At 70.8% G+C, this 12,396-nt stretch carries 10 protein-coding genes; 7 read left to right on the top strand and 3 right to left on the bottom strand.

Annotated features, from left to right (window positions below):
* Nucleotides 1-2: 2 nt before the first annotated feature.
* The 7 genes from LRS14_RS27890 to LRS14_RS27920 all read left to right on the top strand — a co-directional run bounded on the left by LRS14_RS27890 (nucleotide 3) and on the right by LRS14_RS27920 (nucleotide 7,076).
* Entirely contained in the window at nucleotides 3-1,349 is a 1,347-nt protein-coding gene (locus tag LRS14_RS27890) for an adenylosuccinate lyase family protein (RefSeq protein WP_046114876.1), read from the top strand.
* Nucleotides 1,350-1,421: 72 nt separating this feature from the next.
* Entirely contained in the window at nucleotides 1,422-2,069 is a 648-nt protein-coding gene (locus LRS14_RS27895) for a hypothetical protein (protein WP_046114877.1), read from the top strand.
* Nucleotides 2,066-4,147: a M3 family metallopeptidase gene (locus tag LRS14_RS27900; protein ID WP_257801917.1), complete on the top strand. Its 2,082-nt coding sequence runs from the start codon at nucleotides 2,066-2,068 to the stop codon at nucleotides 4,145-4,147. Before LRS14_RS27895 ends, LRS14_RS27900 begins: the two co-directional genes overlap by 4 nt.
* A complete protein-coding gene (locus LRS14_RS27905; RefSeq protein WP_257801918.1) occupies nucleotides 4,147-4,746 on the top strand; it encodes a DUF1415 domain-containing protein in 600 nt (199 codons plus the stop codon). Before LRS14_RS27900 ends, LRS14_RS27905 begins: the two co-directional genes overlap by 1 nt.
* A 63-nt stretch (nucleotides 4,747-4,809) precedes the next feature.
* On the top strand, nucleotides 4,810-5,736 hold the full coding sequence (locus LRS14_RS27910; protein ID WP_046114880.1) for a DUF808 domain-containing protein: 927 nt from the start codon (nucleotides 4,810-4,812) through the stop codon (nucleotides 5,734-5,736).
* Nucleotides 5,737-5,797: 61 nt separating this feature from the next.
* Nucleotides 5,798-6,724 carry a tRNA-dihydrouridine synthase gene (locus tag LRS14_RS27915; protein WP_046114918.1) on the top strand — a complete coding sequence of 309 codons (927 nt, stop codon included), beginning with the start codon at nucleotides 5,798-5,800 and terminating at the stop codon, nucleotides 6,722-6,724.
* Nucleotides 6,725-6,857: 133 nt separating this feature from the next.
* Nucleotides 6,858-7,076 carry a hypothetical protein gene (locus LRS14_RS27920; protein WP_046114881.1) on the top strand — a complete coding sequence of 73 codons (219 nt, stop codon included), beginning with the start codon at nucleotides 6,858-6,860 and terminating at the stop codon, nucleotides 7,074-7,076.
* A 23-nt stretch (nucleotides 7,077-7,099) separates the two neighbouring features.
* On the opposite strand, the gene xdhC is transcribed toward LRS14_RS27920, so the two are convergent.
* From xdhC to xdhA, 3 genes are all read right to left on the bottom strand, one after another.
* A complete protein-coding gene (xdhC, locus tag LRS14_RS27925) occupies nucleotides 7,100-7,918 on the bottom strand; it encodes a xanthine dehydrogenase accessory protein XdhC (protein WP_257801919.1) in 819 nt (272 codons plus the stop codon).
* A gap of 5 nt (nucleotides 7,919-7,923) precedes the next feature.
* Nucleotides 7,924-10,347 (bottom strand): xanthine dehydrogenase molybdopterin binding subunit, encoded by a 2,424-nt coding sequence (xdhB, locus tag LRS14_RS27930; protein WP_257801920.1) that lies wholly within the window; start codon nucleotides 10,345-10,347, stop codon nucleotides 7,924-7,926.
* 529 nt (nucleotides 10,348-10,876) lie between these two features.
* On the bottom strand, nucleotides 10,877-12,379 hold the full coding sequence (gene xdhA, locus LRS14_RS27935) for a xanthine dehydrogenase small subunit (RefSeq protein ID WP_257801921.1): 1,503 nt from the start codon (nucleotides 12,377-12,379) through the stop codon (nucleotides 10,877-10,879).
* Nucleotides 12,380-12,396: the final 17 nt, after the last annotated feature.

The following is a 12,396-nucleotide window of genomic DNA, read 5'->3' on the forward strand; positions in this document are numbered from 1 at the left end:
CCATGCCTTCCACCCTCATCGATTCCGCCATCTTCCAGGGCATCTTCTCGTCGGACGCCATGCGCCAGGTGTGGTCGGACGAGAACCGCACGCAGAAGTACCTGGACGTGGAACGCGCGCTGGCCATCGTGCAGGGCCGCCTGGGGCTGATACCGCAGGAGGCGGCCGACGAGATCGTGCGCCACTGCCGGCTCGACGAGATCGACATGGCCAAGTTGCGCCAGCAGACCGAGCGCATCGGCTACCCCATCCTGGGCGTGGTGTCGCAGCTCAATGCGCTGTGCCGCGACCGCCTGGGCGAGTATTGCCACTGGGGCGCCACCACCCAGGACATCACCGACACGGCCACCGTGCTGCAGATCCGCGAGGCGCTGCAGATCGTCGACGACGAGCTGGCCGCCATCAGCGCCGCGCTGGCGCAGCTGGCGCGCCGCCACCGCGACACGCCGATGATCGGCCGCAGCAACCTGCAGCAGGCCATTCCCGTCACCTTCGGCTACAAGATGGCCGGCCTGCTGTCCGCCATCGAGCGGCACCGCCAGCGGCTGGTGCAGCTGAAGGCTCGGGTGCTGGTGGGCGAGTTCGCCGGCGCGGCCGGCACGCTGGCCTCGTTGTCCACCGGCGCGATGGAGACGCAGGCCGGCCTGTGCGCCGAGCTGGGCCTGCAGCAGCCGCTGATCGCCTGGCACACCATCCGCGACAACATCGCCGAGGTGGGCGCCTTCCTCGGCCTGGTGGGCGGCACGCTGGGCAAGCTCAGCATGGACGTCAAGCTGATGATGCAGACCGAGGTGGCCGAGGTGTACGAGCCCTATGCCCACGGCCGCGGCAGCAGCAGCACCATGCCGCAGAAGCGCAACCCGATCAGCAGCTGCTACATCCACGCGGCCATCTCGGTGGTGCGCCAGCATGCGGCCGCGCTGATGGATGCGATGGTGGCCGACCACGAGCGCTCCACCGGCCCGTGGGAGATCGAATGGATCGTGCTGCCCGAGGCCTTCTGCCTGATGGCCGGTGCGCTGAAGCAGTCGCGCTTCGTGCTGGAAGGGCTGGAGGTGGACGAGGCCCGCATGCGCCACAACATCGACATCACCCACGGCCTGGTGATGAGCGAGGCGGTGATGATGGGCCTGGGCCCCTACCTGGGCCGCGAGGCGGCGCACGACCTGGTGTACGACCTGTGCCGGGATGCGGTGCAGCAGCAGCGGCCGCTGCTGGACCTGCTGGCCGCGCACCCGGACATCAGCCGCCACCTGGACCGCGACGCGCTGGCCGCGCTGTGCGAGCCGGCCGGCTACCTGGGCCAGAGCGGCCACATGGTCGACCGCGTGCTGGCGTCGCTCGGGTGACCGGCGCGGGAGGTTGCCAGGCCCGGATGGCATCATCCCGGCTTTGCGAACCTTCCTACCGGGAGCCCGAACTTGAAGCGACTTTTCCCGCTGCTGACCGCCGCTGCGCTGATCGCGCCGGCTGCGTCGGCCCTGGCGCAGGTGCCTGTCGGCAAGACCAACAGCAAGGCACCCATCATGACCAAGGAAGAGCTGCGCGCCTGCATGAAGCGCGAGGCCGACGTGGAGCAGCGGCGGGTCGCCGCCGAGGCCAGCAAGGCGGCGCTGGATGCGGAGCGGGCCGAGGTGGTCAAGCTCTCGCAATCGCTGCAGCCGCTGAAGGCCGATGCCGAGGCCAAGGGCCAGGCCATCCGCCAGCTCAACGAGCGCATGCGCGAGCTCAGCGGCCGCATCCAGGCCTTCAATGCCAAGGCCGCCCAGCCCGCCGCCGACGACACCGCGCGGCAGGCCCTGCAGGCCGAGGAAAAGCAGCTCAAGACCGATGCCGCCGCGCTGCAGGCCGAAGGCGCGCCGCTGCAGCCCGCCTACGACGCCGCGGTGAACACGCTGAACGAACAGTCCAAGGTGCACGACGCTCGCGCCGCCGCCTGGAACGAGAAGCAGGCGGTGCTGGCGGCCGAGACCGCCGCCGCCGAGGAACAGCGCCAGGCCTGGCTGCGCGACTGCGCCGACCGCCGCTATCGCGAGGACGACGAAAAAGCCATCAAGGCGGGCAAATGAGCGCGGACCTTCGATCGTCGAACCCGCTGCTGGCCCCGTGGACCGCGCCGCACGGCCTGCCGCCTTTCGCGCAGATCGAGGCCGCGCACTTCGCGCCGGCCTTCGAGGTGGCGATGCAGCAGCAGCGCCAGGAGCTGGACGCCATCGCCCAGCAGGCGGCGGAGCCCAACTTCGACAACACCGTTGCCGCCTTCGACCGATCGGGCCGGCTGATGAGCGACCTGGAAGGCTGCTTCGCCAACCTCGCCGCTTCCGAGGCCACGCCCGCCTTGCGTGAGGCGCAGCGCGAACTGGCGCCGCGCATTGCGGCGCACGAGAACGCCATCTCGCTGCATGAGCCGCTGTTCCGCCGCATCGATGCGGTGTGGCAGCGCCGCGCCGAGCTGGGCCTGGACCCGGAGCAGCTGCGCCTGGTCGAGCGGGTGCACCTGGACTTCGTGCGCACCGGTGCCCGGCTGGCGCCCGAGGCCCGCGCGCGGCATGCGCAGATCATGGAACGGCTGGCCACGCTGACCACCCAGTTCGGCCAGAACGTGCTGGCCGACGAATCCAGCTGGCAGCTGGCGCTGCCCACGGCGGCCGAGCAGGCCGGCCTGCCGGACTTCGTGCTGGCGGCCGCACGCGAGGCGGCCCGTGCGCGGCAGCTGCCGCAGCCGGTGATCACGCTGTCGCGCTCGCTGATCGTGCCCTTCCTCACCTTCAGCGCCCGGCGCGACCTGCGCGAGCAGGCCTGGCGCGCCTGGACCCGCCGCGGCGAGCATGCCGGCCCCACCGACAACCGCGCGCTGGTGCACGAGATCCTGCAGCTGCGTGCCGAGCGGGCCGCGCTGCACGGCCATGCCAGCTTTGCCGACTTCACGCTGGCCGACACCATGGCCGGCACGCAGGCCGCGGTGGCCCGGCTGCTGGACGACGTGTGGACCCGCGCGGTGGACACCATGGGCCGCCAGCGCGCGCAGATCGATGCGCTGCGCGCCGAAGCCGGCGACACCGGCACGCTGGAACCGTGGGACTGGCGCTACTGGGCCGAGCAGGTGCGCCAGCGCCACTACGCCATCGACGATGCCGAGGTGAAGCCGTACTTTTCGCTGGAGCGCATGGTGGCCGCGGCCTTCGACTGTGCGCAGCGCCTCTTCGGCCTGCAGTTCACCGAGCAGCCGCAGCTGCAGCTCTACCACCCCGACGTCAAGGCCTACGAGGTGCGCGATGCCGCGGGCGGGGTGGTGGGCCTGTTCCTGCACGACAACTTCGCGCGGCCCACCAAGCGCAGCGGCGCCTGGATGAGCGCCTACCGGCGCCAGCACCGCAATGGCGCCGAGGTGCATCCGATCATCGTCAACAACAACAACTTCGCCAAGGCCGCGGCCGGCGAGCCCACGCTGCTCGGCTTCGACGATGTGCGCACGCTGTTCCACGAGTTCGGCCACGGCCTGCACGGCCTGCTGTCCAGCGTGCGCTATGAACGGCTGGCCGGCACCCAGGTGCTGCGGGATTTCGTGGAGCTGCCTTCGCAGCTGTACGAGCACTGGGCCACCGAGCCCGAGGTGCTGCAGCGCCACGCCCGCCACGTGCACACCGGCGAGCCGATCCCGCAGGCGCTGGTCCAGCGGCTGCAGGCCGCCGAGCGCTTCGGCCAGGGCTACGAGGCGGTGCGCTACGTGGGCAGCGCCCTCACCGACATGGCCGTGCATGCGCTGCCGCTGGCGCAGGTGCCGGCCGATCCGGTGGCCTTCGAGGCGCAGGTGCTGGCCGAGCGCGGCCTGCCGCATGCGGCCGGGATCAACCACCGCTTCACCCACTTCCAGCACCTGTTCGCCGGCCACGGCTATGCGGCGGGTTACTACGTGTACCTGTGGGCCGAGGTGCTGGACGCCGATGCCTGGGACGCCTTCATGGAAGCCGGCAGCCCGTTCGATGCGCAGGTGGCCGGCCGGCTGCTGCGCCATGTCTACGCGGCGGGCAACAGCGTGGCGCCGGAAGAGGCGTTCGTGGCCTTCCGCGGCCGGCCGCCGGTGGTGGAGCCGATGCTGCGCCAGCGCGGCCTGCTGCCCGAAGCCGCCAGCCAGGGAGCGGCCTGATGCCCGCCGTGAGCGCGCAGCAGGCGGTGGCCGAGACGCGGGCCTGGCTGGAGCATGCGGTGATCGGCCTGAACCTGTGCCCGTTTGCCAAGGCGGTGCACGTGCGCGGGCAGGTGCGCTTCGCGGTGTGCGAATCGCCCGAGCCCGAGGCGCTGCTGCAGCAGCTGGCCGACGAGATGCAGGCCCTGGCCGCCACCGACCCGGCCGAGACCGACACCTGCCTGCTGATCCATCCGGCGGTGCTCACCGACTTCGACGACTACAACCAGTTCCTGGACGCCGCCGACGCGCTGCTGGAAGACCTGGGCCTGGAAGGCGTGCTGCAGGTGGCCAGCTTCCACCCGCAATACCGCTTCGAAGGCACCGAGCCCGGCGACATCGAGAACGCCACCAACCAGTCGCCCTATCCGATGCTGCACCTGCTGCGCGAGGAGAGCATCGACCGCGCGGTGGCCGCCTTCCCGGAGCCCGAGGCCATCTTCGAGGTGAACCAGCGCACCCTGGCCGACCTGGGCCACGACGGCTGGGAGGCCCTGCGTGCGCGGTGGGAAGCCGACGCGCGCACGTCGATTGCTGCAGGTCCTTCGGGGCACGATTGAGCGCCCCCGCGGCTGCCGCGCCCGCTTCCTCCCGCGCGGCCATTTCCGACTGAAGGTGCCTCCATGGCCGGTTCCAGCTTGCTCGCCCTGATCGACGACATCGCCTCCGTGCTGGACGACGTGGCCGTGCTCACCAAGCTGGCCACCAAGAAGACCGCCGGCGTGCTCGGCGACGACCTGGCGCTCAATGCCCAGCAGGTCACCGGCGTCAAGGCCGACCGCGAGCTGCCGGTGGTGTGGGCGGTGGCCAAGGGCTCCTTCGTCAACAAGGCGATCCTGGTGCCGGCGGCGCTGCTCATCAGCGCCTTTGCGCCCTGGGCGGTGACGCCGCTGCTGATGCTGGGCGGCGCCTTCCTGTGTTTCGAAGGCGTGGAGAAGCTGGCGCACAAGTTCCTGCATTCGAAGGAGGAAGACGCCGCCACCCGCGCCCGCCATGTGCAGGCGCTGGGCGACAGCCACGTGGACCTCGTGGCGCTGGAGAAGGACAAGATCAAGGGCGCCATCCGCACCGACTTCATCCTGTCGGCCGAGATCATCGCCATCACCCTGGGCACCGTGGCCGACGCGCCCTTCACCACCCAGGTGATGGTGCTGGTGGGCATTGCGCTGCTGATGACGGTGGGCGTGTACGGCCTGGTGGCCGGCATCGTGAAGCTGGACGACGCCGGCCTGGCGCTCAGCCGCAGCGGCAGCGGCGGCCTGCAGGCCCTGGGCCGCGGCATCCTGGCCGCCGCGCCCTGGCTGATGAAGTTCCTCAGCGTGGCCGGCACCGCGGCCATGTTCCTGGTGGGCGGCGGCATCCTGGTGCACGGCGTGGGACCGGTGGCCCATGCCATCGAGGGCTTTGCCGAGCCACTCGGGGGCGTGGCGGGCTGGCTGGTGGCCAACCTGGCCAACATGGTGGTGGGCGCCATCGCCGGTGCCATCATCCTGGCGGTGGTGATGGGGGTGCAGCGCCTGCGTGGCAAGGCCCCCGCCGCCGCGCATTGATACTCCCGGCTTTGCCCGAGACCGTTTCGTTCCCGTGACCATCCGCTTGCTGCTGGCCCCGATGGAGGGCCTGCTGGACTTCGCCCTGCGCGACACCCTCACCGCCGTCGGCGGCATCGACCGCTGCGTGTCGGAGTTCATCCGCGTCACCGGCACGCTGCTGCCGGAGAAGGCCTTCGTGCGAGTGATGCCGGAGCTGCACAACGGCGGCCGCACCCGTGCCGGCGTGCCGGTGCGGGCGCAGCTGCTGGGCTCCGACCCGGCCTGCCTGGCCGAGAACGCGCAGCGCCTGGCCTCGCTCGGCCCGGCCGGCATCGACCTCAACTTCGGCTGCCCGGCCAAGGTGGTCAACCGCCATGGCGGCGGCGCCGCCCTGCTGGTGGACCCGCCGTTGGTCGGCCGCATCGTGGAAGCCGTCCGCCGCGCGGTGCCGGCGCACATGCCGGTGTCGGCCAAGATGCGGCTGGGTTTCGAGGACGACCGCCTGGCCATCGACTGCGCGCAGGCCATCGAGGCCGGCGGCGCCGAGGAACTGGTGGTGCATGCCCGCACCAAGGCCCATGGTTACAGGCCGCCCGCCTACTGGGAGCGCATCGCCGACATCCGCGCCGCGGTGAAGCTGCCGGTGGTGGCCAACGGCGAGATCTGGACCGTGGCCGACGCGCTGCGCTGCACCGAGGTGTCGGGCTGTGACGCGCTGATGCTGGGCCGCGGCATGGTGGCCGACCCCGGCCTGGCGCTGGCCATCCGCGGCGCGGAACAGGCGGTGGGCTGGCCGGCACTGCAGCCGCGGCTGGCCGACTTCTGGCAGCTCATCCGCCTGCGTGTGGAGGCGCGTCACCAGGCGGGCCGGCTAAAACAGTGGCTCAACTTCCTGCGGCGGGTGCATCCGCAGGCGGAGGACGCCTACCAGGCCGTGCGCACGCTGACCGACCCGCAACTCGTCACGCAGCGGCTGTTCGGCGGCGCCACGTCTCACAGCCTGTAGGCGAACTTGCTACGTCCTTCGTAGTGGGGTGCCGACACACCCTTGAGGTGGTGGGACATGGCGCATCAGAGGGGGTGGTGCCTACGCTTGGCACCAAGGACGATGTACCCATCCACCCACCGGGAGCGATGCCATGATTTCCACTGCATCCCACGCCGAAGCCGCTTACGAGCTGCGCTTCGAGTCGCTGTTCCACTCGGGACGCGCACTCACCTTCCCGTGTGACGAGCGCGGCCAGGTGCACCTGGATTCGCTCAGCGAGCGGGCGCGGGACAACTACCTGTACGCACGCGCCGTGGTCGGCCGGGAATACTGCCCGCCCGCGGTCTGCCTGAGCGACCGCGTGCACTGACCCCACGCCTGCCGGGCCTGCCCTCAGGCCCCGGGCCGGCGCTGCTGCAGCAGCTGCGCCACCACCGCCATCGCGATCACCTCCGGCTCCTTGCCGGTGATGCCTTCCACGCCGATGGGGCAGTGCATGCGGTCCAGGGTCTCGGGCGCCATGCCCTTGGCTTCCATGCGGTGCACGAAGCGCGCGCGCTTGGTGGCCGAGCCGATCAGGCCGAAGAAGCCGAAGTCCCCCCGCTTCAGGATGGCTTCGGTGATGCGCAGGTCCAGGTCGTGGCTGTGCGTCAGCACCAGGTAGAAGGCCCCGGGCGGCGCAGCGTCCACCTCACCTTCCACCGCATCCACCGCCAGCGCGCGGATGTGGTCCGGCGCCGGCACGAAGGCATCGGCGGGCGGAAACTGGTCCTCCCGCTCGTCGATCCAGTCCACCCGGCAATCCAGCGTGGCCAGCAGCCGCACGATGGCCTGCCCCACATGGCCGGCACCGTACAGCTGCAGGTGGAACATCGGCTCGGGCTCGGGCCAGGCGGCCAGGGCCGCATCGTCCAGCCAGTCGAAGGCCAGCGTCACCGCGCCGCCGCAGCACTGGCCCAGCGCCGGGCCCAGCGGATAGTGCCGCTGGAATGCGGCCTGTCCTTCGGCCAGCATCGCACGCGCGGCGTCGATGGCCTTCAGCTCCAGGTGGCCACCGCCGATGGTGCCCACCGCCTCCCGCGCCGACACCAGCATGCGCGTGCCGGCATGGCGCGGCGCCGAGCCGCGCGACTCGACCACCTGCACCACCACCGCGGGATGGCGGGCGGCATGGCGCCAGGCGCGGGCGGTGCGGCGGACGTGGCGGTCCATCGCGCTCAGCCCGCTGCCTTTACCGCGGTGAGCGCCGCCAGGATGGCTTCCGACGTGGCCGGCGCGCGCAGCGGTGGATCGACGCGGTGGTCGGCCGCGGCCGAGATGGCGTCGCGGATCGCGAAGAACACCGAGAACGGCAGCAGCAGCGGCGGCTCGCCCACGGCCTTGCTGCGGTGGATCGAGTCCTCGCGGTTGGGGCCTTCGAACAGCTTGACGTTGAACACCGGCGGGCAATCGTTGGCCGTCGGGATCTTGTAGGTGCTGGGCGCATGCGTGGTCAGCTTGCCGGTTTGCGGGTGCCACACCAGCTCCTCGGTGGTGAGCCAGCCCATGCCCTGGATGAAGGCGCCTTCCACCTGGCCGATGTCGATGGCCGGGTTGAGCGAGCGGCCGGCGTCGTGCAGCACGTCGGCGCGCAGCAGCTTCCATTCGCCGGTCAGCGTGTCGACCACCACCTCGCTCACGGCCGCGCCGTAGGCGAAGTAGAAGAAGGGCCGGCCCTTCATCGTCTCGCGGTTCCAGCTCAGGCCGGGCGTGGCGTAGAAGCCGTCGGACCACAGCTGCACGCGATCCAGGTAGGCCTGCGCCACCACCGCATCGAAGGGCAGGGTGCGGCCGCCGACCTGCACCTGGTCATTCGCGAACACCACCTCGGCCGGCGTGCCGCCATGGTGGGCGGCGATGCAGGCGGCCAGCCGCTCCTTGATCTGGCGCGCCGCATCCTGCGCGGCCTTGCCGTTCAGGTCGGCGCCGGTGGAAGCGGCGGTGGCGGAGGTGTTGGCCACCTTCTGCGTGTCGGTGGCGGTCACGCGCACCCGCTCGAAGCCGACGCCCAGCTCATGCGCCACCACCTGGGCCACCTTGGTGTTCAGGCCCTGGCCCATCTCGGTGCCGCCATGGTTCACCAGGATGGAGCCGTCGTTGTACACATGCACCAGCGCGCCGGCCTGGTTGAAGTGCTTCACGTTGAACGAGATGCCGAACTTCAGCGGCACCAGCGCCAGCCCGCGCTTGAGCAGCGGGCTGCCGGCATTGAACTGCGCGATGGCCTCGCGCCGCGCGGCGTAGTCGCTGCTGGCCACCAGCTGGTCGACCACCTCGTGCACGATGTTGTCGGTGACGGTCTGCTCGTAGGGCGTGACGTTGCGCTCGGTGGTGCCGTAGAAGTTGGCCCGGCGCACCGTCAGCGGGTCGCGGCCCAGGCGTCGGGCCACCGCGTCGAGGATGTTTTCCACCGCGATGGCGCCCTGCGGCCCGCCGAAGCCGCGGAAGGCGGTGTTGCTCTGGGTGTTGGTCTTGCCCGAGTAGCCGTGCAGCGCCACGTCGGGCAGCCAGTAGGCATTGTCGAAGTGGCACAGCGCGCGGGTCATCACCGGGCCGCTCAGGTCGGCCGAATGGCCGGCGCGCGAGACCATCGTCACCTCGGCGCCTAGGATGCGGCCTTCGTCGTCGTAGCCGACGTCGTACTCGTACCAGAAGCAGTGGCGCCGGCCGGTGATCAGGAAGTCGTCGTCGCGGTCCAGCCGCAGCTTGACCGGCCGGTTGAGCTTCTTCGCGGCCACCGCGGCCACGCAGGCGAACAGGCCCGACTGCGACTCCTTGCCACCGAAGCCGCCGCCCATGCGCCGGCATTCCACCTGCACGTGGTGCGCGCGCAGGTGCAGCGCATGGGCCACCAGGTGCTGCATCTCGGTGGGATGCTGGGTGCTGCAGTACACATGCATGCCGTCGTTTTCCTTCGGCACGGCATAGCTGATCTGGCCTTCCAGGTAGAACTGTTCCTGGCCGCCGACGTCGAAGCTGCCCTGCAGCCGGTGCGGCGCCCTGGCGATCGCGGCCTGCGCGCCGCCTTCGTTGGTGCTGCGCACCAGGTGCATCGGCGGCACCACGTACTGCTGTTTTTCATGCGCCTGCTGCGGCGTGAGCACCGGGGGTTGCGCGTCGATCTGCAGCACCTGTTTGGCCAGTGCGGCGGCGCGGCGAGCCTGGTCGCGGCTGGCGGCAATGACGGCGAACACCGGCTGGCCGAGGTAGCGGATCTCGCCGTCGCACAGGATGGGGTCGTCGTGCACGATGGAGCCGCAGTCGTTGCTGCCGGGGATGTCGGCCGCGGTGAGCACGGCCACCACGCCGGGCATGGCCTTGACCTGGTCGAGCTCGACGCCTTTCAGCGTGCCGTTGGCCACCGGCGACAGGCCCAGCGCGCAGTGCAGCGTGCCCTGCAGCTCGGGAATGTCGTCGATGTAGGTGGCCTCGCCGGCCACATGCAGGTGCGCCGATTCATGCGGCCGGCTGATGCCGACACGGGCCCCGGCGGCCTCGGCCGTGCGTTCGGCCGGCTCGTCGATGCGGGCCGCGGTGTTCTTCGCATAAGGCGCGAAGGCTTCGGCGGGCTGCAGCAGGCTGGGGGCGATGGGCTTGTTCATGGTGCGGCTCTGGTTCGGTCGGCGGGCGGCTTTTGCTTGTCTAGACAAGGTGCCGGTGCCGGCTTGCGGCGGTGTGCCGTGTTGGGCGGTGCTGGGCTTGCTCTTGCGCCTGGGCTGGGGGCGCGTTGGCGGAGGCTCGGCGGGGCGGGGGGTGTGCGGGCAGGCCCGGGGGCGCAACTTCCGCGGTTCGCGCTGCGCGCGAACTGCCCTGCGCTGCTCGGTCGGGCGGCCCACGCCGCGTAACTCGCTGCGATGGCTGCGCCATCTCCGCTCAAACACCCGCCTGCGAGTCAGAGCTTGTGGCGCGCTGCGCGCGCGGGCCACCCGCCCTGCGCTGCTCGGCGCTCCACATGCGCCCCCGGCCCTGCCCGCACGCCCCCCGCCAAACACCAGGGGTTCTCGTGCCGGGGCACCTTGAACCCCAACCCTGGGCGCGGGCGGTGACGGCCGTGGCACCACGCCCCCGCGCAGCGCCGCGAGACAGAGCCGTCGTGCAAGCACTCGCCGCTCGCGTACAGCTTCGCTCACCTCACACCCCATGCGGCATCACCGCAAACACACTCGTCTGCTCCGCGGGAAGCGGATCAGCCGCACGTGTCTCCAGCCAGAAGCGCATCAACAGGTTCTGCGCCACTTGCATGCGGTAGTCGGCGCTGGCGCGCATGTCGGTCAGCGGCTTGAAGTCGGTGAGCAGGGCGGCCTGTGCGGCCTTCACCGTGTCTTCGTTCCAGGGCTGGCCGACCAGCGCTGCTTCGGCCGCGGCCGCACGCTTGACCACCGCGGCCATGCCGCCGAAGGCCAGGCGCACGCTGCGCACCGTGTCGCCGTCCAGCTCGATGGCAAAGCCGCCGCACAGTGCCGAGATGTCGCAGTCGAAACGCTTGCTGATCTTGTAGGCGCGCACGGTGCGCTCGAAGGCGGCAGCCGGCACCCGCAGGGCCTGCACGAACTCGCCCGGTTCGAGCTGGTTCTTCATGTAGTCGACGTAGAACTCGGGCAGCGGCATGCTGCGCACGCGCTCGCCCCGGCGCAGCTCGATCTCGGCGTCCAGCGCCATCAGCACCGGTGGCGAATCGCCGATCGGCGAGCCGTTGGCCACGTTGCCGCCCATCGTGCCGGCATGGCGGATCGGGGGCGAGGCGAAGCGCAGCCACACGTCGGTGAGCGACGGCAGGCGCTTCGCCAAAGTTGCGTAGGCATCTTCCAGCGATGCGCCGGCGCCGATGCGCAAGCTGCCATCGGCCAACGTTTCTATCGTTTTGAGCGCTGCCACATTGCCCACGTAGATCAGGTCGCCCACGTCGCGGAACTGCTTGCTCACCCACAGGCCGATGTCGGTGGAGCCGGCCAGCAGCGTGGCCTTGGGCTTGGCCAGGCGCAGCGCGGCCAGTTCGTCGAGGGTGGTGGGCGCATGCAGCGTCGCGGCCGGCTCGCCGGCCCGGGCGCCGGTGTAGTCGAGCGGGCCGGCGTTCAGCGCCTGGAGCGCGGCCACCACCGGCGCCGCATCGAGCCGGGCCGCGGGCAGGTCGAACATGCGCTGGCCGGCGTCGATGATCGGCCGGTAGCCGGTGCAGCGGCACAGGTTGCCCGACAGTTCATCGGCCAGCTGCTGGCGCGTGGGCTGGGTGCCGGCGGCCTGGTGGTGCTCGTAGGCAGACCACAGCGACATCACGAAGCCTGGCGTGCAGAAGCCGCATTGCGAGCCGTGGCACTCCACCATCGCCTGCTGCACCGGGTGCAGCGTGCCGGCGCACTGGGCCTTCAGGTCCTCCACCGTGAACAGCGCCTTGCCGTGCAGCGTGGGCACGAACTGGATGCAGCTGTTGACCGTCTGCAGCTTCAGCGCGCCGGCCTCGTCCAGCTCGCCGACCACCACGGTGCAGGCACCGCAATCGCCTTCGTTGCAGCCTTCCTTGGTGCCGGTGCAATGGGCGTCCTCGCGCAGCCAGTCGAGCACGCTGCGGGTGGGATGCACGCCGCTGACGTCGACGATGCGGCCGCGGTGATGGAAGCGCACGGGTTGTGTTGTCATGGGTAGGAACTTACCCG

This window comes from Aquincola sp. J276 (assembly GCF_024700035.1).
GTDB lineage: Bacteria > Pseudomonadota > Gammaproteobacteria > Burkholderiales > Burkholderiaceae_C > Aquincola > Aquincola tertiaricarbonis.